This is a genomic window from Erwinia sp. L03-1 (genome assembly GCF_058686115.1).
The window spans coordinates 3785972-3811262 of the sequence record NZ_CM178762.1 but is presented as its reverse complement, the minus strand read 5'-3'; the positions used below and the strand labels follow the sequence as shown (position 1 = coordinate 3811262).

Here is a 25291-nt window from a genome sequence, read left to right as displayed (position 1 = left end):
TGAGGGTTCAAAAAAAAGGGAAGGCAGCGCGCAAAGCGGAGATTAAACAGGGCGCTCCCCTCTTCGGCGGCCCGAAGAGGGGTAGAATGCAGGGGTATTAACGAAAACGCATTGAGAGGTCGAGGGAGCGGATATGCTTGGTCAGTGCGCCAACCGAAATGAAATCCACGCCGGTATCGGCAAAGGCTTTAAGCGTTTCATCGGTGACGTTGCCGGACACCTCCAGCAGCGTCCGGCCGTCCGCCAGCTTAACCGCTTCACGCATTTGGTCGACGGTGAAATTATCGAGCATTACGATGTCCGCACCGGCCGCAATCGCCTGGTTCAGCTCATCGATTGACTCAACTTCAACCTCAACAGGGACGTCAGGATGCAGCCAAAACGCTTTTTCAATCGCCTCGCGAATCGAGCCGGTGGCGATAATATGGTTCTCTTTAATCAGGAAGGCATCGGACAGCCCCAGCCGGTGGTTCGATCCGCCCCCGCACTGTACCGCATACTTCTGTGCGGTTCGCAGGCCGGGCAGCGTTTTACGGGTGTCCAATAGCTGGGTGCGCGAGCCCTTAAGAATAGCCACGTAGCGGCTCACCTCTGTGGCGACGCCAGAGAGCGTCTGCACAAAATTGAGCGCGGTGCGCTCAGCGGTCAGGATCAGCGCCGAAGGGCCGGTGACCTCGAACAGCGTCTGGTTTGCCTGAATCGCATCGCCATCTGCTACATGCCAGATGATTTGGGTTTGATTACCAAGCTGAATAAAGACTTCTTCTACCCAGCGTTTGCCGCAGAAGATACCCGGCTCGCGGGTGATCACCACGGCGTGGGACTGGGCAGCGGCCGGCAGTAAACCGGCGGTGATATCTCTGCCAGGATCCACTTCACCGCCCAAATCTTCGCGCAGGGCTTGCGCAACAACGGGGGGAATATCATCCTCAATGCGGTTTAACAGCTCGGCTCGGCGGCTGTCAGGATCGTAGCGACGGGTCGTCATGATAAATCTCCGAAGATGCAGGGGGGAAGTCGTGCTCATGCTAGCCTGTTTGTTACAGGCTTGCCAGCCACCACCAGGCAGAGGTTTGCCATACATTGAGAGAGTCAGTCTCAGTTCAAGCCGGTTGTGCGCGGTGTCGGAAGGTTGGTTTTCGCAAAAAGAATCATGCTAATCTGGGCGTTACTGGATTAAAGGAGAGTCAGGTATGCAGCTGCAAGCGGGCTGGATCGCCGGAGTGAAGCGGGTTCCCTCGCCACATTTCAATGAACGGCCAGACCAGGAGGCGCCAACGCTGCTGGTTATCCATAATATCAGCCTGCCGCCGGGGGAATTCGGTGGCCCGTGGATAGATGCCTTATTTACCGGTACGCTTGATGCGGATGCACATCCTTATTTTGCCGGGATTGCCGCACTGAAGGTGTCGGCACACTGCCTGATCCGACGGGACGGTGAGATCGTGCAGTACGTTCCCTTTCACCTTCGCGCCTGGCATGCAGGGGTCTCATGCTATCAGGGACGGGAGGCCTGCAATGATTTCTCCATTGGCATTGAACTGGAAGGAACTGACGTGCAGCCCTATACCGACGCACAGTATGCGTCACTGCAGGCCGTGACGGCGCTGCTAACTGAACGCTACCCGGCCATTGCTGAAAATATTACCGGGCACAGCGATATCGCACCCGAGCGCAAAACCGATCCCGGTCCTGCGTTTGACTGGGCCAGATTCCATGCGACGCAGGTTAAGCGTTCCAGACATTTCCCTGTGGAGGAGTAACGGGCATGACGCTGTTTAGTTTGCTGTTGGTGCTGGGATGGGAGCGCATTTTCAAGATGGGCGAACACTGGCAGCTGGATCATTATCTTGCGGCGCTGTTCCGCGGGCGGCAGCGTTTTTCTCTGCTGCGAACGCTGCTGATGACCGTGGTTGCAATGGCGATTACCGCCGTCTGTTTACTGGGGCTGAAGGGGCTGTTTTTTGGCGTGCCGCAGCTGCTGTTCTGGATAGCGGTGGGGCTGCTCTGCATTGGTGCCGGTTCGGTGCGTCTGCATTATCATGCTTACCTCAAAGCCGCCAGCCGCAATGACACCACCGCACATAACGCGATGGCCGAAGAGCTGACGCTCATTCACGGTATCCCGATTGATTGTGACGAACGCGAATATCTGCGCGAGCTACAGAACGCGCTGCTGTGGATTAACTTTCGCTATTATCTGGCCCCGCTGTTCTGGTTTGTAGTAGGCGGCCCCTGGGGGCCGGTGCTGCTGGTCGGCTATGCGTTTCTCCGCGCCTGGCAAAGCTGGCTGGCCCGCCACCATTCGCCGCTGGAGCGATCCCAGTCGGGCGTAGATGCCATTCTCCACGTTGTTGACTGGCTACCGGTTCGCCTGGCCGGGGTCGCCTATGCGCTGTTAGGACATGGGGAGCGCGCGCTACCTGCCTGGTTTGCCTCCCTGACCGACAGGCATACGTCCCAGTACCAGGTACTGACGCGGCTGGCGCAGTTCTCCCTTTCCCGCGATCCGCACAATGATAAGGTCGAAACGCCTCGCGTAGCGGTATCCCTCGCCAAAAAGGTATCGCTGGTGGTGGTGGTGGTCGTGGCGCTGCTAACGATTTACGGCACGCTGGTTTGACGTGTCATCCGCAGGGGGAATGCCAAATACCGGCAGCCCGTTCTCCCAGCCGAAGCTTTTGATGCGCGTATGGCGGTTGGGATCGTAAAGCGGGTCGCCTTCAATTTCCGTATAGTTACGTGCGTGATAAACCAGCAGATCCTCGCCTGTTTCGGAAACGGTAAAGCTGTTGTGGCCTGGCCCGTACTGCTGGTTTTCCCAGCTGGTGGTGAAAACCGGAATGGGCGATTTCTGCCAGTTAGCGGCTATCAGGGGATCGGCCTCCGCGTCGATCCACAGCAGACCCATACAGTAATTTTCATCGGTGGCGCTGGCGGAGTAACTGACAAATAGCCGGTTGCCATGACGAATGGCCGCCGGTCCTTCGTTTACGCTGAAGCCTCTGCACTCCCAGTCATACTCCGGCTTGCTCAGCATGACCGGCTCGCCTTTGATTGACCAGGGGGAATCCAGCTCCGCCAGATAGAGGTTAGAGTTGCCGGGAATATGCGGATCTTTCTGTGCCCACAGATACCAGTTTTTCCCCTGATAAACGAAATGGGTGGCATCCAGCGCAAAGCTGTCGATCGGGACCCTGATCTGACCGCATTCGCGCCATTCCCCGCTGAGCGGATCCTCTGACGTACAGGCCAGAGCGAACATCCGGTGCTGAAACAGCCCGTCCTTAATCGTGCGGGTCGGTGCAGCCGCGAAGTAGATAATCCAGGTGCCATCAATTCGGTGCAACTCAGGTGCCCAGATCAACTCGCTCATTGGACCCTGAGAATGTTTGCGCCATACCACAACCGGTTCGGCGTCGGCCAGCCCGGTCAGCGTGCTGGCGCGGCGGATCTCCAGCCGGTCATACTCGGGAACCGAGGCGATAAAGTACCAGGTGTTATCGACATGCAGAATAAAAGGGTCGGCGCGCTGTTCTATCAGCGGGTTTGGCCAGCGGTTTAGCGTCATTATGCAGTTCCTTCCGGTTTAATCGTGGCTTTACCGTCGCGGTAATCGTTGAGTTCCTGAAAATTATGGCGGCGTTTTTCCAGCTCAAGCTGGATACGCTGCATCATTTTCCTGTCAACCTTCAATAACCTGACCACGCCAGCAGTAATAAGGTAGCCCACGCCTGGGATCACCGTGAAGAGCAGTACGATGCCGTTGAGCGCTTCCGGGCTTTGGGCTTTGGCGCCAGCGCTGTAGCCGTACCATGAAAGAAGGAAACCGACCATTGCACCGGCCACGGCCAGGCCAACCTTAAGAAAGAACAGGTTTCCCGAAAAGCTGATGCCGGTAATGCGCTTGCCGGTTTTCCATTCGCCATAATCATCCACGTCAGCCATCAGCGACCAGTGCAGTGGGGAAGGGATTTGATGCAGGATGTTCAGTACAAAGTACATCACCACCACCAGCAGGGTAGCCTGCGGATCGAGGAAGTAGAATCCGCTGGAGAAAATCGCCAGCACGATGTTGGTCCAGAAAAAAACCTTAAGCTTGCACCAGCGGTCCGTAAGGACTTTAGCCAGCGTGCTGCCGATCATCATGCCGATTACCCCGAGGCTGATAAACAGCGTAGCAAAGTGCGTACTCTGTCCCATAACCCAGGTGACGTAATACATGGTGGCCGCCATGCGGATAAAGCCGGGGCAGACGTTGCAAAAGGTCAGCAGCAGAATGCGAACCCACTGGTCGTTTTTCCAAACGTCCCTCAGGTCGGCCCGCAGATCGTCGTTGCTCGGCACTGCCGGGCGAATGCGCTCGCGTACCGTCGCGAAACAGAATAAGAACATGCACAGGCCAATGAGCGCCAGCACGCTCATCGCCATCTGATAGCCACGCGCTTTATCTTCGCCGCCAAACCATTCGGCCATCGGCAGCAGCGTCAGGGAGAGGATCAGGGTCGCCACGCCGACCATCACAAATCGCCACGACTGGCAGGAGACGCGTTCACCAGGATCGTTGGTGATGACGCCGCCAAGGGAGCAGTAGGGGATATTGATGGCGGTATAGGTGAGCGACATCAGGAAATAGGTGGCGAAAGCGTAAATAACCTTATTGTCATAGGTCCAGTCCGGCGTGGTGAACATCAGCACGCTGAACAGCACGTAGGGAAGCGATATCCACAGTAGCCAGGGGCGAAAGCGACCCCAGCGGCTTTGCGTACGGTCGGCAATAGCGCCCATTATGGGATCGGTGACCGCATCCACCACCCTGACCGACAGCAGTAATACCCCGACCAGCGCCGGTGCCAGCCCGAAAACATCCGTATAGAAATAGTTAAGAAACAGCATGATTGCGCCGCCGATCATATTACAGCCAGCATCGCCCATCCCGTATCCCAGTTTCTCTTTGATTGAAAGCGCCGTGCCATTCATGGATATTTCTCCGTCTGAATCTTAGCAGGCATTATTTATGCAATAGCACAGACTTACGCTGGCTGAATGCGTCACAGACATGGACGAAAAGGCTGTGGGCAGGAAAGTGTGAGAAGGATAACACTTAGCCGGGCGGGCGGTTCGCGAAGGGGATATTGATAAGCAGGGCAGGATAAAGAGCGGGAAATCAGCGTGCCGACGGGCGGTGTGAATCGCCGGGCCCGTCGGCCCGGCCGTGTTATATCATCCGGCTTTTTGCAGGCGGTTTTTCAGCATGAAACCTACCGCCAGAATAGCGATCCAGACCGGGATCAGCCAGACGGAAATCGCCATGCCGGGCGTTACCGCCATAATGACCAGAATTGCCGCCATAAATAGCAGGCAGATCCAGTTTCCTACGGGATAAAACAGCGCTTTAAAGCGGGTCTTAACGCCCTGTGCATCCTTCCTGCGGCGGAACTTAAGATGTGCCAGGCTGATCATCGCCCAGTTAATCACCAGGGCTGAGACCACCAGCGCCATCAGCAGACCAAAAGCTTCCCCCGGCATCAGGTAGTTAATCAGTACGCAAATGGCGGTTGCCGCCGCGGAAACGCCGATGGCGACAAACGGCACGCCGCGACGGTCTAACTTCATCAACGCCTTAGGGCCATTGCCCTGCTGCGCCAGTCCGAAAAGCATACGGCTGTTGCAATAGACGCAGCTGTTATAGACCGAAAGGGCCGCGGTCAGAATCACGACGTTAAGCGCATTGGCGACCAGGGAATCACCCAGGTCGTGGAAAATCATCACAAACGGGCTGGCACCACCAATCACTTTGGTCCAGGGATAGAGCGACAGTAACACCGTCAGCGAGCCAATATAGAAAATCAGGATGCGGTACAGCACCTGATTGGTGGCTTTGGGGATACTTTTTTCAGGATCGTCCGCTTCCGCGGCGGTAATGCCCACCAGCTCAAGCCCGCCGAAAGAGAACATAATTACCGCCATCGCCATTACCATGCCGGTGATGCCGTTCGGGAAGAAGCCGCCCCGATCCCAGAGGTTGGAAACGGAGGCATCAGGCCCGGCGTGACCGCCAAACAGCAGCCAGGCACCAAAGACGATCATGCCGATTACCGCTGCCACCTTGATGATGGAAAACCAGAACTCCATTTCGCCGTAGACTTTCACGTTAGTCAGGTTAATGGCATTGATGATAAAGAAGAATACCAGCGCGGAGATCCAGGTCGGGATCTCCGGCCACCAGTACTGGATGTATTTACCTACGGCGGTCAGTTCCGCCATGGCAACCAGTACATAGAGGATCCAGTAGTTCCAGCCGGAGGCGAAGCCTGCGAAATTGCCCCAGTATTTATAAGCAAAATGGCTGAAGGAACCGGCAACCGGCTCCTCCACGACCATTTCACCCAGCTGGCGCATGATCATAAAGGCGATAAAGCCGCCGATGGCATAGCCCAAAAGCACCGAGGGGCCAGCCATTCTGATCGTGTCTGCAATTCCCAGAAAAAGGCCTGTCCCGACGGCCCCGCCCAATGCGATAAGCTGGATGTGCCGGTTTTTAAGCCCGCGCTTCAGCGTCTCGCCCTGCTGTTGTTCCATAGTAAACCTCGTTATCCGTTATTTTGTTAACCTAAAGGCTAACTCTGTAATCCGTTGCTTACAGAGAGCGTATTTAAATTGATACAGTCTCATTCAAATTAAAATCAGCCTGATGCTACCGTGGCGACAAGAATAATGATAAGCAGCCGCCAATGCACTCGCTTTCTTTTGCGGTGAGAAGAAAGATCGCATCGAGAGCAGGCTCAGTCCCTTCGTTTCTGCCATAAACGGATCGAAATAACGAATAGCATTCCCTTATGGTCGATGAGGAAAACGAGACCAGGGTCCGATTTCGGGTGGATGCTATATGGACATCACGTGAATACTTTGTTACTTTACGAACACCTTTTTGCAATTGGTATTACCAATTTACTCCGGCAAATAGCAGATGAAGGGATGATGGCTTACAGCAAAATCCGCCAACCAAAGCTTTCCGATGCTATCGAGCAACAGCTTGAGTCCCTCATTATGGAGGGGACGCTGCGTCCGGGCGAAAAATTGCTCCCGGAGCGCGAGCTCGCTAAACAGTTCGATGTTTCCCGACCTTCTCTGCGTGAGGCCATTCAGCGTCTGGAAGCGAAAGGCCTGCTGCTGCGCCGACAGGGCGGCGGCACCTTCGTCCAGACCCACCTGTGGCAAAGCCTTAGCGATCCGCTTGTTGAGCTTCTGGCCGGTCATCCTGAATCTCAATTTGACCTGCTGGAAACGCGCCACGCGCTGGAAGGGATTGCCGCGTACTATGCTGCCCTGCGCGGCACGGAAGAGGATTTAGTGCGCATCCGCCACTGTCACGTGCAGATTCAGTCTGCTCAGGCCAGCGGCGATCTGGACGCGGAAGCCGATGCGGTGATGCAGTACCAAATTGCTGTAACAGAAGCCGCCCATAATGTGGTGTTGCTGCATCTGTTACGCAGTATGGGGCCAATGCTGGAACAGAACGTGCGACAGAATTTTGAACTGCTCTACTCCCGCCGCGAAATGCTGGCGAAAGTGAGCGGTCATCGCGCCAGAATTTTCGAGGCGATTGTGGCCCGCGAGCCCGAAAAGGCGCGCGAAGCTTCACATCGCCATCTGGCGTTTATTGAGGAAATATTGCTGGACAGAAGTCGGGAGCAGAGTCGAAGAGAGCGCTCCTTGCGACGTTTACAGCAACGTAAGGAATAACGCGTAAACATAACGCGGCACATAAAACGACGGACCTGTCTCCCTGTGCTTTGAAAACAGAGCACAGAGAGACAGGCTCCAGACAATTCAACGTATTAGACACAGATAAGGAATACCCCCATGTCAGAACGTTTACACAATGACGTGGATCCGATCGAAACCCGCGACTGGCTACAGGCGATCGAATCGGTCATCCGTGAAGAAGGTGTTGAGCGCGCACAGTTCCTGATCGATCAGGTAATGAGCGAAGCACGCAAAGGTGGCGTGAAAGTGGCTGCGGGCGCTGGAGCCAGCAACTATGTTAACTCTATTGCCGTAGAAGACGAGCCGGACTATCCGGGCAATACGTCGCTTGAGCGCCGCATCCGTTCGGCGATCCGCTGGAACGCGATTATGACCGTTCTTCGCGCCTCGAAAAAAGACCTGGAGCTGGGCGGACATATGTCCTCTTTCCAGTCTTCTGCGACTATTTATGAAGTGTGCTTTAACCACTTCTTCCGTGCGCGCAGCGAAAAAGACGGCGGCGATCTGGTCTATTTCCAGGGACATATCTCCCCCGGCGTTTATGCACGTGCCTTCCTTGAAGGACGCCTGACGGAAGACCAGATGAATAACTTTCGCCAGGAAGTTCACGGTAAGGGTCTTTCCTCTTATCCGCATCCTAAACTGATGCCTGATTTCTGGCAGTTCCCGACCGTATCAATGGGCCTTGGCCCGATTGGCGCGATCTACCAGGCTAAATTCCTGAAGTATCTTGAGCACCGCGGTCTGAAAGATACGGCCGAACAAACCGTCTATGCCTTCCTGGGCGATGGTGAGATGGATGAGCCAGAATCAAAGGGCGCCATTACCATCGCCACCCGTGAGAAGCTGGATAACCTGGTATTTATCATCAACTGTAACCTCCAGCGTCTGGATGGCCCGGTCACCGGTAACGGCAAGATCATCAACGAACTGGCCGGGATCTTTGGCGGCGCCGGTTGGGAAGTGATCAAGGTTATCTGGGGCGGTCGCTGGGATGAACTGCTGCGTAAAGATACCAGCGGCAAGCTTATCCAGCTGATGAACGAAACCGTTGACGGCGACTATCAGACCTTTAAATCCCGCGATGGCGCTTACGTGCGCGAGCACTTCTTCGGTAAATATCCGGAGACGGCAGAGCTGGTTAAAGATATGTCTGACACCGAGATTTGGGCGCTGAACCGTGGCGGTCACGATCCGAAGAAAATCTATGCAGCGCTGAAAAAAGCCCAGGATACCAAAGGCAAGCCGGTGGTGATTCTGGCGCATACCATCAAAGGCTATGGTATGGGTGATACTGCCGAAGGTAAAAACATCGCGCACCAGGTGAAGAAGATGAACATGGATGGCGTTCGCTACATCCGCGATCGCTTCAACGTGCCGGTGGACGATGCGGGCGTTGAAAAACTGCCGTACATTACCTTCGAGAAAGGCTCCGAAGAGTATAACTATCTGCACGGCCAGCGCGAGAAGCTGGGCGGCTACCTGCCAAGCCGTCAGCCTAACTTCAGCGAGAAGCTGGAGATGCCGACGCTGGAAGATTTCCGCTCGCTGCTGGAGGAGCAGAATAAAGAGATCTCCACCACCATCGCGTTTGTTCGTGCACTGAACGTGATGCTGAAGAACAAATCGATCAAAGATCGCCTGGTGCCGATCATTGCGGATGAAGCGCGTACTTTCGGCATGGAAGGTCTGTTCCGTCAGATTGGTATCTACAGCCCGAACGGCCAGCAGTACACGCCGCAGGACCGTGAGCAGGTTGCTTACTACAAAGAAGACGAGAAAGGCCAGATCCTTCAGGAAGGGATCAATGAACTGGGCGCAGGCGCATCCTGGCTGGCGGCGGCAACGTCTTACAGCACCAACAACCTGCCTATGATCCCGTTCTACATTTACTACTCCATGTTCGGTTTCCAGCGTATTGGCGACCTGTGCTGGGCGGCTGGCGATCAGCAGGCTCGCGGCTTCCTGATTGGCGGTACCTCTGGCCGTACCACGCTGAACGGCGAAGGGCTACAGCATGAAGATGGTCACAGCCACATTCAGTCGCTGACCATTCCAAACTGTATCTCTTACGATCCGGCCTATGCCTATGAAGTTGCGGTCATTATGCATGACGGCCTGGTACGCATGTACGGCGAAGCGCAGGAAAACGTCTACTACTACATCACCACGCTGAATGAAAACTACCACATGCCTGCCATGCCGCAGGGTGCGGAAGAGGGTATCCGTAAGGGTATCTACAAGCTGGAAACGGTAGAAGGGAACAAAGGTAAAGTCCAGCTGCTGGGCTCCGGCTCTATTCTGCGTCACGTCCGTGAAGCGGCACAGATTCTGGCAAACGACTACGGTGTGGGTTCTGACGTTTATAGCGTGACCTCGTTCACCGAGCTGGCCCGCGACGGTCAGGACTGCGAGCGCTGGAACATGCTGCATCCGACCGAGGCGCCACGCGTGCCTTACGTTGCCCAGATCATGAGCGATGCACCGGCCGTGGCTTCAACCGACTATATGAAACTGTTTGCCGAGCAGATCCGTACCTTTATGCCGGCCAGCGATTATCGCGTGCTGGGCACCGACGGTTTCGGACGTTCTGACAGTCGTGAAAACCTGCGTCACCACTTTGAAGTGGATGCATCTTACGTGGTGGTGGCGGCGCTGGGTGAACTGGCTAAACGCGGTGAAATTGATAAGCGCGTGGTGGCAGAAGCGATCACCAAATTCAATATTGATGCCGATAAAGTCAACCCGCGTCTGGCATAAGAGGTAAAGATTAATGGCTATCGAAATTAAGGTACCGGATATCGGTGCAGACGAAGTTGAAGTTACCGAGATCCTGGTCAGGGTGGGTGACAAGGTTGAGGTTGAGCAGTCGCTGATCGTCGTCGAGGGTGATAAAGCCTCGATGGAAGTGCCTTCTCCGCAGGCAGGCGTGGTAAAAGAGATCAAAGTGGCGACCGGCGATACCGTTGCCACCGGCAAGCTGATTATGATTTTTGACGCCGCCGAAGGCGCTGCTGATGCGGCGCCAGCACAGGCGGAAGAGAAAAAAGAGGAAGCGAAACCCGCCGCCGCCGCTGAGTCAAAAGCAGAAAGCAAAGAGGTCAATGTTCCCGATATCGGTTCTGACGAAGTAGAAGTCACCGAGATTCTGGTCAAAGTGGGCGATTCGGTCGAGGCCGAGCAGTCGCTGATCGTTGTCGAAGGCGATAAAGCGTCAATGGAAGTGCCTGCGCCTTTCGCCGGTAAGGTGAAAGAGATCAAAATCAGCACCGGCGATAAAATTAGCACCGGCTCCCTGATTATGGTCTTCGAAACGGCGGGTTCTGCTGCTGCCCCTGTCGAAGCGAAGCCTGAAGTGAAAGAAGAAGCGGCCGCTGCACCTGCTACGGCCAGCGGTTCAAAAGACGTTGCCGTACCGGATATCGGCGGCGATGACGTTGAAGTGACGGAAATACTGGTCAAAGTGGGCGATAACGTTGCCGCTGAGCAGTCGCTGATCGTGGTCGAGGGTGATAAAGCCTCAATGGAAGTGCCTGCACCCTTTGCCGGTACCGTCAAAGAGATCAAAATCAGCACCGGCGACCGGGTGAAAACCGGTTCGCCGCTGATGGTGTTTGAGGTGGAAGGCGCTGCACCGGCAGCGGCACCTGCGGCGAAGAAAGAGGACGCAGCACCGGCAGCCGCTAAGCAGGAAGCACCGGCGGCTCCTGCCCCGGCGAAGAGTGAAGCGAAAGGTGAATTTGCCGAAAACGACGCTTACGTTCATGCGACCCCGGTTATCCGTCGCCTGGCGCGCGAGTTCGGCGTTAACCTGGCGAAGGTGAAAGGCTCGGGCCGCAAAGGCCGCATCCTGAAAGAAGACGTTCAGGCGTACGTGAAGGACGCGGTAAAACGCGCCGAGTCTGCCCCAGTCGCTGCGGCCTCTGGCGGCCTGCCGGGCATGCTGCCGTGGCCGAAAGTGGATTTCAGCAAGTTCGGTGAGATTGAAGAAGTCGAGCTGGGCCGTATCCAGAAAATCTCCGGTGCTAACCTGAGCCGTAACTGGGTGGTTATTCCACACGTTACGCAGCATGACAAGGCGGATATCACCGAGGTTGAAGCCTTCCGTAAGCAGCAGAATGACGAAGCGGCGAAGAAGAAGCTGGATCTGAAGATCACGCCGCTGGTGTTTATCATGAAGGCAGCGGCGAAAGCGCTGGAGGAGTTCCCTCGCTTCAACAGCTCGCTGTCTGAAGATGCCCAGAAGCTGACGCTGAAAAAATACATCAACATCGGCGTGGCGGTTGATACGCCAAATGGTCTGGTTGTGCCGGTCTTTAAAGATGTTAACAAAAAGGGCATTGTCGAGCTGTCTCGCGAACTTTCTGTTATTTCTAAAAAGGCCCGCGACGGCAAGCTGACCGCATCCGATATGCAGGGTGGCTGCTTCACCATCTCCAGCCTGGGCGGTATTGGCGGCACGGCATTTACGCCGATTGTTAACGCGCCGGAAGTGGCAATCCTCGGGGTGTCTAAATCCGCAATGGAGCCGGTCTGGAATGGGAAGGAGTTTATTCCCCGCCTGATGCTGCCGCTGTCGCTCTCCTTCGACCATCGGGTGATTGATGGTGCGGCGGGCGCACGGTTCGCTGCCTATATCGCCACCATCATGGCGGATATCCGCCGTCTGGTGATGTAAGGAATTAAGGCCGGCTTTTGCCGGCCTTCTCATAGCCGACTTTCGATGCCATAAGTCGACAAGGTAGTTGAAGACGTATCGGGCAGGTTGTTTGCACTCTGTTAACAATTCTGTAAACTCTTGCCCTGAATACGAACCGGCGGATGAACATCCCCCAGTTAACTAAGAGGTCATGATGAGTACAGAAATTAAAACTCAGGTCGTGGTACTTGGGGCAGGCCCTGCGGGTTACTCCGCAGCCTTCCGTTGCGCTGATTTAGGTCTGGAGACCGTCATCGTTGAACGTTTCAGCACCCTCGGCGGCGTTTGCCTGAACGTAGGGTGTATTCCCTCCAAGGCGCTGCTGCACGTTGCTAAAGTGATTGAAGAAGCGAAGGCGCTGGAAGAGCACGGCATTGTGTTCGGCAAGCCGCAGACGGATATCAACAAGATCCGCAGCTGGAAAGAGAAAGTGATCACCCAGCTGACCGGTGGTCTGTCGGGTATGGCGAAGGGCCGTAAAGTGAAGGTGGTTACCGGTCTGGGTAAATTTACCGGCGCGAATACGCTGGTGGTTGAAGGGGAAAATGGGGCAACGACCATTAACTTCGATAACGCTATTATCGCTGCGGGCTCGCGTCCTATTCAGCTTCCCTTTATTCCTCATGACGACGCGCGCGTATGGGATTCCACCGACGCGCTGGAGCTGAAAGAAGTTCCTGAGCGCCTGCTGGTAATGGGCGGCGGTATCATCGGTCTGGAAATGGCGACCGTATACCATGCACTCGGCTCACAGATCGACGTGGTCGAAATGTTTGATCAGGTTATTCCCGCTGCCGATAAAGACGTGGTGAAAGTCTTCACCAAGCGCATCAGCAAGCAGTTCAACCTGATTCTGGAAACGAAAGTGACCGCCGTTGAAGCGAAAGACGACGGTATCTACGTTTCCATGGAAGGTAAAAAAGCGCCGACTGAACCTCAGCGCTATGATGCGGTACTGGTGGCTATTGGTCGCGTACCTAACGGTAAAGGCCTTGATGCCGGTCAGGCGGGCGTGGAAGTGGACGATCGTGGCTTTATTCGCGTTGATAAGCAGATGCGCACCAACGTGCCGCATATCTACGCCATTGGCGATATCGTTGGTCAGCCGATGCTGGCGCACAAAGGCGTCCATGAAGGCCACGTAGCGGCCGAAGTGATTGCCGGTAAGAAGCACTACTTCGATCCGAAGGTGATCCCTTCGATCGCTTATACCGAGCCAGAGGTTGCCTGGGTTGGTCTGACCGAGAAAGAAGCGAAAGAAAAAGGCATCAGCTACGAGACGTCGATTTTCCCATGGGCGGCCTCGGGACGCGCTATCGCTTCCGACTGTGCAGACGGTATGACCAAGCTGATTTTCGATAAAGAGACGCATCGCGTCATCGGCGGCGCCATTGTCGGCACTAACGGCGGCGAGCTGCTGGGCGAGATTGGCCTGGCTATCGAAATGGGCTGTGACGCCGAAGATATCGCGCTGACTATCCATGCGCACCCGACGCTGCATGAGTCCGTAGGCCTGGCGGCTGAAATCTTCGAAGGTAGCATCACCGACCTGCCTAACCCGAAAGCGAAGAAGAAGTAAGCCTCTTTGCTAATAAAAAAGCTCCGGATGGGGGCTTTTTTTGGCTGCGGGGTGGTGACTCGTCTCGCACACAGACAGTTACCTTCGAAATAAAGTGTTGGTAGCTCTAAACTCCGGCAAACAAACCACCGTTGGTAGCGGTGGTTTTTTGTTTGCGATGCGAGAGAGATTACGCGCTGATAAAAAAGATCTCAAGGATCATTTTAAACTTCGATATAACAACTCTTCTATTTGTTGTTATATCGACCTGTTAAAATTAAGGCATTTCTATTATTGTGATAATAATCACATTAATAGAAATGCCTTAATTTTAATATCCAAATGCCAACCATCAACAATAAGGAAATTGTCTATGCATAAGCTTAGTTTTCACGAAATAGATTTAGTATCTGGCGCTGGACTTGAAAACTGCAATATAAAAGATATGTCTAAGGAAGTTATTAGTGGTGCTATTACAGGAGGCGTCGGTGGAATGGCAGCAGGTAGTGTTGTTGTTCCGGGTTTAGGATCAATCCCCGGCTGGTTAGCTGGAGCCATTAGCGGTGGTAGCATAGGCGGACTTATCTATGGGGGAGCCTGTTGGTGGTAAACGTGGTGTCAAATAAGTTACTAAGAATAATAATCGGCTCAGCCATATTTTCCATTATTATATCTATAACAACTTATTATACCAGTTCAACATACCAGAATGGAAAGACATTCCTCGCTTTTCTTTCTGGAATTGTATTTTTTTATTTTTTCTATAAATTCAGAAAATAAAAAAATTCCTCATCCTAATTTTAGGATGAGGAATCAATATTAAAAAGTGAAAACTGGCATCATCAATAATATTAAATTCAATACAAAAACTGGACTGACCCCACCCCGCCAGACGATCCTGCCCTATAGTTGGACTGACCCCACCCCGGTAGTCGATCCTGCCCTATAGTTGGAGCATAGGAGGAACGTATGGGCAAACCACGATTTACACCTGAATTTAAGGAAGAAGCCGTCCGTCAGATAACGGAGCGCGGCTATTCCGTAGCCTGAAGTTTCTGACCGGCTGGGCGTTTCTGCACACAGTCTCTACAAGTGGTTACGGGCGATTAAACCCGATAACAGCGAGCAGCATGCCCGTGATTTACTGGAAGCAAAAAGTGAGATCCTGAAGCTTAGAGCGCAGCTAAAGCGCACTGAAGAAGAACGGGATATTCTGAAAAAGGCCGCGCGGTACTTTGCAAGGGAGCCCGACTGAAGTACCGCTTTATCAATGAACACCGCTCTGTATGGGGTGTCATGACGATGTGTCGGGTACTGTGTGTCGCCCGGGCCGGGTTCTATGCGTGGCTGCATAACCCGGTCTCTGCGCGGGATAAAGATAATCAGCGCCTGCTGGCTCTCATCCGTGACTCTTATTCACTGAGCGGGGGCGTGTACGGCTATCGCCGGGTTCATGGCGATCTGAATGAAATCGGGGAGCCATGCGGTAAAAACCGGGTTAGCCGTATTATGCAGTTGAACCGGATCAAAGCCGTGCGCGGCTATAAAGCGCCACGTCGTATCGCTGGCAGACCTTCAGTCGTTGCCCCGAATCGCGTGCAGCGGCAGTTTACCGTCGTACGGGCTAATCAGGTCTGGGTGATCGATATCACCGACATCCGCACCTGGCAGGGCTGGCTGTATCTGGCGGTGGTTATAGATTTGTTCGCACGTAACGTAGTGGGCTGGTCGATGAAACCGACACTCTCACGTGAGCTGGCGCTGGATGCGCTAATGATGGCCGTCTGGCGGCGAAAACCCGACGGCGAGGTTATCGTGCACTCAGACCAGGGCAGTCAGTACGGCAGTGACGACTGGCAGCGCTTCTGCCGGGCCAATAACCTGGCCCCGAGTATGAGCCGGCGTGGCAACTGCTGGGATAATGCGGTGGCCGAATCGTTCTTCAGTTCGCTGAAAAAAGAGCGTATCAGAAAACGTATCTATAAAACCCTGGATCTGGCCCGGGCGGATATCTTCGATTACATTGAAGTGTTCTACAACCGGGCGCGGCGTCACAGCCACCTCGGTGGCGTCAGTCCGGAGGCCTTTGAACAGGCCTCGTCGTGAGGACAGGATTTGTCTACTGATGTGGGGGCAGTCCAGTTTTTTGTGTTGGGGCAGTCAAACTCAGGTATATAAATCAGGATATATAAGGCCAGTTAACACGATTAATACTGAGCGGGATGCCTTAAAACCTGTTGATGACCTATTGGTTACGCTCAATGGCACTGTTATATCACTAATGTTATTGGTAAGTGTTATTAAATATTTTTAAAAATACCAGGTGAAGAATCGGAACAATATATTGGTAAAGATTCTCATCACAGTTGTGCGTCGGCATTTATCAACTGATGAGTTTTTCACTTAAGACAAAGTTTAATTAATTTCCTTGTTTAAGGTTGAATTTATTTATAACCTTACTGTAGTAAAAGGTCACATCAATGCCACGCGTTTCGACAATGCGTGCAGCGGGTCCTTTTTCGTTTTTTTTAGAATCCTTTAAGAGTTTGGGTTTTGATAATCAATCATAGCGAAGTTAAATTATAGTTTTTGCTATTTAACGGACTAACATAAGGGGGTTGTAAATTGAAATTATTTTTTTATTTTCTGCTGTTGATTGCCGGGGCTACCTCATCTTCATCCTATGCGCATGACTTCCGGGATGTAACCTCTAAAAAATGCTTAAGTTATGTTGAGCCCATGACTTATGCAAGTCGTGATATGAATTCAAGAATAACTATTTACGGCACTCCATGGGCCAGGATGCTATTTTGTAATAATAGTGAAGAGCAAAATCTTTTATATGATAATAACAAAATTAAACGTGCTGCTTTTCCTGGGGTCTGTCTAAAAGTTGACGTGAAAGCTATGGGTACATCGCGGATCAATGGGGTGTATTTTGGGCGCTGTAATGGCGAGAAGAATGAGTCTTTCACTGTATCAAATGGCTCTATCTATTCTGATGCGGCGCCTGGTTTTTGTCTTAATACTGATAAGAGTGGTGAACTTAGTTTGAGTCAATGCATCAGGTCTGATGCCCAGAAATTCAATATACCCAGGGTGTGTTTGTATCGAGATGTCTCGTACAAAAATAAAATGATATGTTCTAATGACAGTCTGCCTTTTCTTAAAGAACACAATGACATGATGTCTTCTTTAAGCGTCGTTAACTCAACAGCGATTGTATACGAACATGCATCCTATCAGGGTTGGCGTAAAAGGTATAATAAGAATATTTCATTCGTTGGTCACGAATATAACGATAAGGCATCAAGTCTGACTGTTCCAAATAAAAGAACCTTTCTGATTACATCAGACCCTCAGGTTTGGTGCGGCACCGGAAATTGCGGTGTAAATGATAAAACCTCCGAAGAAAATATTAAAGCACAATATAAAGGTTTTATTAGTGATTATCCAGCTGCCGAGGCAGTGATCATCAATGGCGACCTTACGGCCTTTGGACATAGAGACGAGTGGAATGCTTTTAACTCATTATTGAAAAACTTTGACACTAAAGGTGTCAGTCTACCTTATCATTATGGTTTAGGTAATCATGATATAGCGAATAATCTGGATGATTGTCATGAGAATAACTGTACAATCAGAAGTTTTATGAATTATTACGACCACGTTAGCAATAGCCAGAATATTCGTTCTTTTGATGCAGTTAAATCTGGTGGTTATGAATTTCCGTCAGTGAGAGTGAAACTCTTCGGAAGTCTGGCATACTCTGCTGACTATGGAGATGTATTGCTGATACAGATGAACTTCAGTACGTCAAAATATAACCCGTTGTCTCTGGTCAACTATAGCAGTGGAATGCATGGTCTGGGTGCGCAGACATATGACATAAATATGTATCAGGAGCCAGATTATCAATGGCTAGAGCATGAGCTTTATCAGGCCAGAAAAAAAGGGCAGGTTATTGTATTTAACCAGCATGCGTCCAACCTGTCACCGGATAAGTTATATGAATTATTAGATCGCTATGATGTTAAGCTTAGATTTTCTGGGCATTATCATTATCAAGTCGGTAAAGCCAGTAACGGATTTTATCAATCGGGTGCAAGCGCCAGAGGTGACTATCTAAAGCTGGAGGTGGACCCAGCGAATCAGAAGGCAAAGATATACGCTTTTGATAAGGTAAAAGGAAACTCTGAACCCTGGTTGATAGATGAACTCGATTTAAATTTAACCTACACGGGCCCAGATGTTGCTCCGATGGGGCCGCCAATTTCAATTTTGGTTAAAAATGAGGGCGGCTACGTTTCATATGTGAAATTAACTTATTATATTAAAGATAACGGTAAACCTAAGCTAATTACAGTCAACCCGGGGGGGCTGGCGCTGGGTAATGTTTTTAACCACATTGTTCCGGGGAACGCCACGCAGATTAACGTTGATGTTGAAAATTCGACGGGACTCGTCTGGGAACCGTTTAGGCGAATATTCAGGCTCACAGGTATAACCAAAAATCTCTGTACTAAAACATGGGGTACCACCTTAAATTCTAAATGGGACTATATTTCATGTAATTAGAGTCGTTTCCGTCAGGTTTTAGATAGTGATGTAAGAAGGAGAGCTGCTTTGGCAGCCCTCCTTCTTTTGCTCAAAAGACATTGATTTAATATGTTGCTTTTTTGTAAACGGATTAACATGTCATTGAAATCCTGCTATGCTGCCCCTCGCGGAACCGGGCACCATACCCTACACATGGACAGTCGTCACGTTACGGTGAACCTTCAGGGCGCCCGGTAAGCCATAACAATGTGAGCGAGGAGAACGTCGTGCTAGAAGAATACCGTAAGCACGTTGCCGAGCGTGCTGCCCAGGGGATCGTTCCAAAACCTTTAGATGCTTCCCAAATGGCCGCGCTGGTTGAACTGCTGAAAAACCCGCCAGCGGGTGAAGAAGAATTCCTGTCCGATCTGCTAATTAATCGAGTCCCGCCGGGCGTTGATGAAGCGGCCTACGTGAAAGCCGGTTTCCTGGCGGCGGTCGCCAAAGGTGAAGCGACTTCTCCTCTGGTTACGCCTGAAAAAGCGGTCCAGTTACTGGGCACCATGCAGGGTGGCTACAACATTCATCCGCTGATTGACGCGCTGGACAATGAGAAGCTGGCGCCAGGTGCCGCCAAAGCCCTGTCCCATACGCTGCTGATGTTTGACAGCTTCTACGACGTAGAAGAAAAAGCCAAAGCCGGTAACCCTCACGCTAAACAAATCATGCACTCCTGGGCCGATGCGGAATGGTATCTCTCCCGTCCGGAGCTGGCTGAAAAAATTACCGTTACCGTCTTCAAAGTCACCGGTGAAACCAACACGGACGATCTCTCTCCCGCGCCGGATGCCTGGTCCCGTCCTGATATTCCTCTGCACGCGTTAGCCATGCTAAAAAATGCCCGTGAAGGCATTGAGCCGGACGAGGCGGGTAACGTTGGCCCCATCAAACAGATTGAAGCGCTACAGGCGAAGGGGTTCCCTCTTGCCTACGTTGGCGACGTCGTAGGAACAGGCTCCTCCCGTAAATCGGCGACCAACTCGGTGCTGTGGTTTATGGGTGATGACCTGCCCTTCGTGCCAAACAAGAAAGGCGGCGGTGTGGTGCTGGGCGGCAAAATCGCCCCTATCTTCTTTAACACCATGGAAGATGCCGGTGCGCTGCCGATCGAAGTCGATGTGGATAACCTGAATACGGGCGATGTGATTGACATCTGGCCTTATAAAGGCGAAGTCAGAGATCACCTTACCGGTGAAGTGCTGGCGACCTTTGCGCTGAAAACCGACGTGCTGCTGGACGAAGTGCGCGCCGGTGGCCGTATTCCGCTGATTATCGGACGCGGTCTGACCACCAGGGCGCGTGAAGCGCTGGGTCTGCCGCACAGCACCGTATTCCGTCAGGCCAGAGACGTGGCGGCCAGTACCCGTGGATTCTCGCTGGCGCAGAAAATGGTAGGTCGCGCCTGCGGCACCGACGGCGTACGTCCGGGAGCCTATTGTGAACCGAAAATGACCTCAGTCGGTTCGCAGGATACTACCGGACCAATGACTCGCGATGAGCTGAAAGATCTCGCCTGTCTGGGCTTTTCCGCCGACCTGGTGATGCAGTCCTTCTGCCACACGGCGGCCTATCCGAAACCGGTAGACGTCTCGACTCACCATACGCTGCCTGACTTTATTATGAATCGCGGCGGCGTCTCCCTGCGTCCGGGCGACGGTATTATCCACAGCTGGCTGAACCGTATGCTGCTGCCGGATACCGTTGGCACCGGTGGTGATTCCCACACCCGCTTCCCGATCGGGATCTCTTTCCCTGCGGGTTCAGGCCTGGTCGCGTTTGCTGCCGCCACCGGCGTTATGCCGCTGGATATGCCGGAATCGGTGCTGGTGCGCTTCAAAGGGAAAATGGAGCCGGGGATCACCCTGCGCGATCTGGTGCATGCTATTCCGCTGTATGCCATCAGGCAGGGGCTGCTGACCGTAGAGAAGAAAGGGAAGAAAAACATCTTCTCTGGCCGCATTCTGGAAATCGAAGGTCTGCCGGACCTGAAAGTGGAGCAGGCGTTTGAGCTTTCCGATGCGTCGGCCGAGCGCTCAGCCGCGGGCTGTACCATCAAGCTGGGTAAAGATCCGATCATTGAGTATCTGAACTCCAACATTGTCCTGCTGAAGTGGATGATCGCTGAAGGCTACGGCGATCGTCGTACGCTGGAACGCCGTATCCAGGGTATGGAAAAATGGCTGGCGGATCCGCAGCTGCTGGAAGGCGATGCTGACGCAGAGTATGCGGCGGTGATTGAGATCGATCTGGCCGAGATTAAAGAGCCAATCCTGTGCGCGCCTAACGATCCTGATGATGCGCGTCTGCTGTCTGACGTGCAGGGTGAGAAGATCGATGAGGTCTTTATTGGCTCCTGCATGACCAACATCGGTCACTTCCGCGCGGCCGGTAAGCTGCTGGATAGCCACAAGGGCCAGTTGCCAACGCGTCTGTGGGTGGCTCCGCCAACCAAAATGGATGCTGCGCAGCTGACCGAAGAGGGGTACTACAGCGTATTTGGTAAAAGCGGTGCGCGCATTGAGATCCCCGGCTGTTCACTCTGTATGGGGAACCAGGCGCGGGTTGCAGACGGCGCGACGGTGGTTTCCACTTCTACCCGTAACTTCCCGAACCGTCTTGGCACCGGGGCTAACGTTTATCTGGCTTCTGCGGAGCTGGCTGCGGTTGCTTCCCTGCTGGGCCGACTGCCTGCGCCGGATGAGTATCAGCAGTTTATGGATCAGGTTGATAAGACGGCGGTGGATACCTATCGCTATCTGAACTTTGACCAGCTGAGCCAGTACACGGACAAAGCCGACGGCGTGATCTTCCAGACCGCCGTATAAAGGGGAAGTTACCCAGGCGCTGAAGTTGACCACCAAACCGGGGATGAGAAATCATCTCCGGTTTTTTTAGAAACTCACGGTTATTCCTGCCGCAATCCCCCAGTCGTCGATACCCTCTTTTTGCAGGTACTTCTGATAGTTCATCTGACCGGAGAGTTCAGTGTTTTCTACCAGCGGAATGCTTGCGTCCGTTTTGAGCGGAAAACTGTTGCCCCTCTGGCCGGATCTAAAGCCGGTGCTCGCGCTGCCATCCTTGAAAATACGCTTATGGAGGGCATATGCACTTAGCGTAAGCGGCGGCCGTTCAGAGAGCTGCCAGCTGGAGGGAGTGCTGAGGGGACGATAAGGCAGGGCTTCTTTCTCCCCGTTGTCACCCATCCCGTCAGAGCGATCGTCCTCAGCGGGTGCAGCCGGTTCATTACTGGAGAGCGGCCATATATGAGTCCCATCGCCCATTAACGTTTCTGCGGAAATATGATGGCTATTCCACCCTGGAAAATAATGGCCATTATTTTTAGAAATTTTATTATTTAAGGTACCGATCACTGATGGAGCCTGATTTATAACGCTATCCGCACCTGAATAATGGCCTGGCGGCATTTCAGAAAACGGTATATTTAACAGGTTGTCCGGGGTGTTTAATTCGGTCCGGTTATCCAGACTGACCCGATTGTAATGCAATGCCTCAGGTGGAGCGATGCGTTCAGACGAGGTAACCGGCGCACTATCAGCCCTTATCAGGGCAGCAGAGAGAAATAAGAGCAACGCCAGGGGGCAAAGCAGGACGGATTTATGGGTTAGGTTCATTGATCGTCATCCTTGATCATATACCAATGCATCATGCATTTCTTGCGGGAATTTTATCCTAAGGCGTTCGTTTTTACAAACGTCGTCTAATTAAGTTCCATACTTGATTTTTTATTTTGCGAACCAGGTTCATAATATGTTTTCACTTCACTTAAAGCGGTGAGGCTTTACAATTTTTTAAGTGCACGCGTAACGTGATGCAGATGAAGAGGACAATATTTTGCGGCCTCCTGGCGGCTCCCTCAATCGCAGTCGGCAATGATTTAACGTGGTAATGTAACCGGATCCTGTCAGAATGAGAGCATGGCTGAAGCATCAACTTCAACAGCTGCATGTATAAGGGTATTACCGTGGAATATGAGTTTTTACGCGACATCACCGGCGGCGTGAAGGTCCGCATGTCAATGGGCCATGAGGCCGTCGGTCACTGGTTTAATGAAGAGGTAGAGGGGAACCTGACGCTGCTGGATGAGGTCGAGGCCGCCGTACAGGAGGTGAAGGGCAGCGAGCGCCAGTGGCAGCGCATCGGGCATGAGTATACGCTGTGGCTGGATGAAGAAGAGGTGATCATCCGCGCGAATCTGCTCAGCTTTGAGGGGGATGAGATTGAAGAGGGAATGAACTACTACGATGAAGAGAGCCTGTGCTTCTGCGGCGTGGAGGATTTCCTTGCGGTGATTGCCGCCTACCGGGCCTTTTTGCAGGGGCGATAATCGGTCTGCACAGGTAAGATGGGCGTCATCGGCTGGCGGTCTCACGCTGTAGATAGCCCAGCTATGTCAGACCCGCCACTGCTGCTGAAACAAAACGGGCGGCACAGAGGCCGCCCGTATTTCGTCAACGGCAACAGGTTACGGTGTTTTCAGTCCAACGGACGGAATGTTGCGTCCGTAATAGATCTCACGCATCTCTTTCCACAGCAGATCGGTTATACGCTTGTGCTCATGCGGACTAAGATCTTCCGGTTTGGTGTTAAACAGGTAGTGTTTCAGATCGAACTCTTTCAGCATCATCTTGGTGTGAAACATATTTTCCTGATAGACGTTCACATCCATCATGTCGTACATCGACTTCATGCTGTCAGACATAAAATTCTGAATAGAATTGATCTGGTGGTCGATGTAGTGCTTCACGCCATTCACGTCACGGGTGAAACCCCTGACGCGGTAGTCGATGGTGACAATATCTGATTCAAGCTGGTGTATCAGGTAGTTAAGCGCCTTCAGCGGTGAAATCACTCCGCAGGTCGAGACTTCAATATCGGCACGGAAGGTGCAAAGGCCGCCCTGCGGGTGGCTCTCTGGATAGGTATGCACGCAGATATGGCTTTTATCCAGGTGCGCGACCACCGACTCCGGCAGCGGGCCAGGGTGCTCGGAATTATCAATATCCTTAGGATCAACCGGTTCCTCACTCACGAGGATGGTGACGCTGGCGCCCTGTGGCTCATAGTCCTGTCGGGCGATATTCAGCACGTTAGCGCCGATAATCGAACAGGTTTCGCTCAGGATTTCCGTCAGGCGGTTGGCATTATACTGTTCATCAATGTACGCAATGTATCCGTCACGCTCTGCATCTGTATTCGCGTAACAGATATCGTAGATACAAAAACTCAGGCTTTTGGTCAGGTTGTTGAAGCCATGTAGTTTAAGCTTTTGCAATTTCGTTCACCCCCTTAAAATACACCGTCAGTTAGCCAGCGCATTCAACAGATATTGCGGCAGGGCAAAGCTGCCGGTATGGATTGCCGGATTGTAATAGCGGCAATTCAGGTTGGCCGCATCAAAGCGCGCCTGTAGCGTGGCCGTATCAAGCTGGCGCAGCGCTGGATTATTACTCGCCCAGGCGAAGGTCATAATCCCGCCGTAGTAGGTGGGGATTGCCGCCTGGTAGAAGCTCACGTCGCCAAAATAATGGCTCAGCTTGCGGTGGCTGTTGATAGCCTCATCCTGCTGTAAAAAGCAGACCCCGTTTTGTGCCACAAAGATGCCATCTTCATTGAGGCAGCGGCAACAGCCTTCGTAAAATTCCGAAGTAAACAGACTCTCTCCGGGACCGATGGGGTCGGTACAGTCGGAGATGATCACGTCAAATTTATCCTGGCACTGGCTGACGAAATTCACGCCATCATCAATCACCAGCGTAAAGCGCGGATCGTCATAGGCACCCGCGCTATGGTTCGGCAGATACTGTTTGCAGAACGTCACGACGCCTGCGTCGATCTCTACCATGGTGATGTGCTCGACGCTTTTATGCCGGCTGACTTCGCGCAGCATCGCGCCATCGCCACCGCCGATAATTAACACCCGCTTTGCGGCACCCTGCGCCAACAGCGGGACGTGCGTCATCATTTCATGATAGATGAATTCATCGCGCTCCGTGGTTTGTACCACGCCGTCAAGTGCCATAACGCGACCTAAAGCGGCATTCTCGAAGATAACCAGATCCTGATGTCCGGTTTTTTCACGGTACAGGATTTTGTCGACAGCGAAATACTGTCCAAACCCGGCATGAAGCGTTTCATACCACATTTCTTTTTCGGCCATGGTGGGACTCTCCTTCCTCATAAACAGCCACGAAAAATGGGCGCGATATAATAGCTAACTCTGACCGCGGTTGCACGGTCAAATTATCAACAAAGCATAGATAAGAAAGAGGATTATTTCACCCAGGCGAGCAGGCTAAGAGAATCACGCGCGAGAGATTTGCATTTATCAGCGTTAGGCACCGCAATACCGCTCAGATCGCGATAGCTGTCTTCACCTAAGGCTTTCATATTAAAACTGTCGTAGTTAGCCAAATCCCAGCGATTTTGCTGGGCGAAAAAGGCCAGCGCCCGGCGGATCTGCGTATCAGGCAGATCCTGATAACCACAGTCATTCTTCAGATAAACAAAAACGGCGGTAAGATCCGCCATGTCTTCCGCTTCCGATTCGCTCAGGGCAAAACTGGCCGACGAGAAGCCGAAGAGGCCCAGTATCAACAGAGCCTTGATGCTTTTCTTCATACATTGTTCTCAGAGGTTGGCAATAG

General features: G+C 52.7%; 18 protein-coding genes and 1 pseudogene. 11 read left to right on the top strand and 8 right to left on the bottom strand.

Features of this window, described 5'->3' with window-relative positions:
* Nucleotides 1-97: 97 nt before the first annotated feature.
* Nucleotides 98-988 carry a carboxylating nicotinate-nucleotide diphosphorylase gene (nadC, locus tag AC4PCC_RS17575; RefSeq protein ID WP_492125376.1) on the bottom strand — a complete coding sequence of 297 codons (891 nt, stop codon included), beginning with the start codon at nt 986-988 and terminating at the stop codon, nt 98-100.
* Nucleotides 989-1193: 205 nt separating this feature from the next.
* Here nadC and ampD point away from each other — a divergent pair, with 205 nt between their 5' ends.
* Both ampD and ampE read left to right on the top strand, forming a co-directional pair.
* Nucleotides 1194-1763: a 1,6-anhydro-N-acetylmuramyl-L-alanine amidase AmpD gene (gene ampD, locus AC4PCC_RS17570; RefSeq protein WP_492125375.1), complete on the top strand. Its 570-nt coding sequence runs from the start codon at nt 1194-1196 to the stop codon at nt 1761-1763.
* A gap of 5 nt (nt 1764-1768) precedes the next feature.
* Complete coding sequence (ampE, locus tag AC4PCC_RS17565; RefSeq protein WP_492125374.1) at nt 1769-2623, top strand: beta-lactamase regulator AmpE; 855 nt, start codon at nt 1769-1771, stop codon at nt 2621-2623.
* On the opposite strand, the gene AC4PCC_RS17560 is transcribed toward ampE, so the two are convergent.
* The 3 genes from AC4PCC_RS17560 to aroP form a co-directional block, all read right to left on the bottom strand.
* Nucleotides 2597-3571 (bottom strand): glycoside hydrolase family 43 protein, encoded by a 975-nt coding sequence (locus tag AC4PCC_RS17560; protein WP_492125373.1) that lies wholly within the window; start codon nt 3569-3571, stop codon nt 2597-2599. The two genes, ampE and AC4PCC_RS17560, sit on opposite strands and share 27 nt — an antisense overlap.
* Nucleotides 3571-4980 carry a glycoside-pentoside-hexuronide (GPH):cation symporter gene (locus AC4PCC_RS17555; protein ID WP_067706725.1) on the bottom strand — a complete coding sequence of 470 codons (1410 nt, stop codon included), beginning with the start codon at nt 4978-4980 and terminating at the stop codon, nt 3571-3573. The genes AC4PCC_RS17560 and AC4PCC_RS17555 overlap by 1 nt, the downstream gene beginning before the upstream one ends.
* 243 nt (nt 4981-5223) lie before the next feature.
* Complete coding sequence (gene aroP / locus AC4PCC_RS17550) at nt 5224-6582, bottom strand: aromatic amino acid transporter AroP (RefSeq protein WP_492125372.1); 1359 nt, start codon at nt 6580-6582, stop codon at nt 5224-5226.
* 399 nt (nt 6583-6981) lie between these two features.
* On the opposite strand from aroP, the gene pdhR reads away from it, so the two are divergent.
* The 8 genes and pseudogenes from pdhR to acnB all read left to right on the top strand — a co-directional run bounded on the left by pdhR (nt 6982) and on the right by acnB (nt 21451).
* Entirely contained in the window at nt 6982-7746 is a 765-nt protein-coding gene (pdhR, locus tag AC4PCC_RS17545) for a pyruvate dehydrogenase complex transcriptional repressor PdhR (RefSeq protein ID WP_492127559.1), read from the top strand.
* A gap of 120 nt (nt 7747-7866) precedes the next feature.
* Nucleotides 7867-10530, top strand: a complete 2664-nt coding sequence (gene aceE / locus AC4PCC_RS17540; RefSeq protein WP_345830538.1) for a pyruvate dehydrogenase (acetyl-transferring), homodimeric type — start codon at nt 7867-7869, stop codon at nt 10528-10530.
* 13 nt (nt 10531-10543) lie between these two features.
* Nucleotides 10544-12448 carry a pyruvate dehydrogenase complex dihydrolipoyllysine-residue acetyltransferase gene (gene aceF, locus AC4PCC_RS17535; protein ID WP_492125371.1) on the top strand — a complete coding sequence of 635 codons (1905 nt, stop codon included), beginning with the start codon at nt 10544-10546 and terminating at the stop codon, nt 12446-12448.
* 175 nt (nt 12449-12623) lie between these two features.
* Entirely contained in the window at nt 12624-14048 is a 1425-nt protein-coding gene (lpdA, locus tag AC4PCC_RS17530; protein ID WP_492127558.1) for a dihydrolipoyl dehydrogenase, read from the top strand.
* A gap of 94 nt (nt 14049-14142) precedes the next feature.
* Nucleotides 14143-14637, top strand: coding sequence for a hypothetical protein (locus AC4PCC_RS17525; protein WP_492125370.1), 495 nt, complete (start codon nt 14143-14145; stop codon nt 14635-14637).
* Nucleotides 14638-14996: 359 nt separating this feature from the next.
* Nucleotides 14997-16133: pseudogene (locus tag AC4PCC_RS17520) on the top strand (IS3 family transposase).
* Between the two features lie 519 nt (nt 16134-16652).
* Nucleotides 16653-18605, top strand: a complete 1953-nt coding sequence (locus tag AC4PCC_RS17515) for a metallophosphoesterase (protein WP_492125369.1) — start codon at nt 16653-16655, stop codon at nt 18603-18605.
* 248 nt (nt 18606-18853) lie between these two features.
* Entirely contained in the window at nt 18854-21451 is a 2598-nt protein-coding gene (gene acnB / locus AC4PCC_RS17510) for a bifunctional aconitate hydratase 2/2-methylisocitrate dehydratase (protein ID WP_492125368.1), read from the top strand.
* A 66-nt stretch (nt 21452-21517) separates the two neighbouring features.
* Here the strand turns inward: acnB and AC4PCC_RS17505 are convergent, their stop codons facing one another.
* Nucleotides 21518-21907, bottom strand: coding sequence for a hypothetical protein (locus AC4PCC_RS17505; RefSeq protein ID WP_492125367.1), 390 nt, complete (start codon nt 21905-21907; stop codon nt 21518-21520).
* 701 nt (nt 21908-22608) lie between these two features.
* Between AC4PCC_RS17505 and yacL the strand changes: the two genes are divergently transcribed.
* A complete protein-coding gene (gene yacL / locus AC4PCC_RS17500) occupies nt 22609-22971 on the top strand; it encodes a protein YacL (protein ID WP_067706924.1) in 363 nt (120 codons plus the stop codon).
* Nucleotides 22972-23109: 138 nt separating this feature from the next.
* On the opposite strand, the gene speD is transcribed toward yacL, so the two are convergent.
* The 3 genes from speD to AC4PCC_RS17485 all read right to left on the bottom strand — a co-directional run bounded on the left by speD (nt 23110) and on the right by AC4PCC_RS17485 (nt 25265).
* Nucleotides 23110-23919, bottom strand: a complete 810-nt coding sequence (gene speD / locus AC4PCC_RS17495) for an adenosylmethionine decarboxylase (protein ID WP_492125366.1) — start codon at nt 23917-23919, stop codon at nt 23110-23112.
* Nucleotides 23920-23946: 27 nt separating this feature from the next.
* Nucleotides 23947-24804 carry a polyamine aminopropyltransferase gene (gene speE / locus AC4PCC_RS17490; protein WP_492125365.1) on the bottom strand — a complete coding sequence of 286 codons (858 nt, stop codon included), beginning with the start codon at nt 24802-24804 and terminating at the stop codon, nt 23947-23949.
* 113 nt (nt 24805-24917) lie between these two features.
* The gene (locus AC4PCC_RS17485) at nt 24918-25265 is read right to left on the bottom strand and encodes a YacC family pilotin-like protein (RefSeq protein WP_492125364.1); all 348 of its coding nucleotides are present in this window, start codon (nt 25263-25265) and stop codon (nt 24918-24920) included.
* Between the last annotated feature and the right edge of the window lie 26 nt (nt 25266-25291).

Coding starts and splice junctions, on each gene's coding strand:
- pdhR (WP_492127559.1), top strand. CDS start 6,982: ATGGCTTACAGCAAAATCCGCCAACCAAAGCTTTCCGATGCTATCGAG.
- ampD (WP_492125375.1), top strand. CDS start 1,194: ATGCAGCTGCAAGCGGGCTGGATCGCCGGAGTGAAGCGGGTTCCCTCG.
- aroP (WP_492125372.1), bottom strand. CDS start 6,582: ATGGAACAACAGCAGGGCGAGACGCTGAAGCGCGGGCTTAAAAACCGG.
- aceE (WP_345830538.1), top strand. CDS start 7,867: ATGTCAGAACGTTTACACAATGACGTGGATCCGATCGAAACCCGCGAC.
- AC4PCC_RS17505 (WP_492125367.1), bottom strand. CDS start 21,907: ATGGGCGATGGGACTCATATATGGCCGCTCTCCAGTAATGAACCGGCT.
- AC4PCC_RS17485 (WP_492125364.1), bottom strand. CDS start 25,265: ATGAAGAAAAGCATCAAGGCTCTGTTGATACTGGGCCTCTTCGGCTTC.
- AC4PCC_RS17555 (WP_067706725.1), bottom strand. CDS start 4,980: ATGAATGGCACGGCGCTTTCAATCAAAGAGAAACTGGGATACGGGATG.
- AC4PCC_RS17560 (WP_492125373.1), bottom strand. CDS start 3,571: ATGACGCTAAACCGCTGGCCAAACCCGCTGATAGAACAGCGCGCCGAC.
- lpdA (WP_492127558.1), top strand. CDS start 12,624: ATGAGTACAGAAATTAAAACTCAGGTCGTGGTACTTGGGGCAGGCCCT.
- aceF (WP_492125371.1), top strand. CDS start 10,544: ATGGCTATCGAAATTAAGGTACCGGATATCGGTGCAGACGAAGTTGAA.
- nadC (WP_492125376.1), bottom strand. CDS start 988: ATGACGACCCGTCGCTACGATCCTGACAGCCGCCGAGCCGAGCTGTTA.
- speE (WP_492125365.1), bottom strand. CDS start 24,804: ATGGCCGAAAAAGAAATGTGGTATGAAACGCTTCATGCCGGGTTTGGA.
- ampE (WP_492125374.1), top strand. CDS start 1,769: ATGACGCTGTTTAGTTTGCTGTTGGTGCTGGGATGGGAGCGCATTTTC.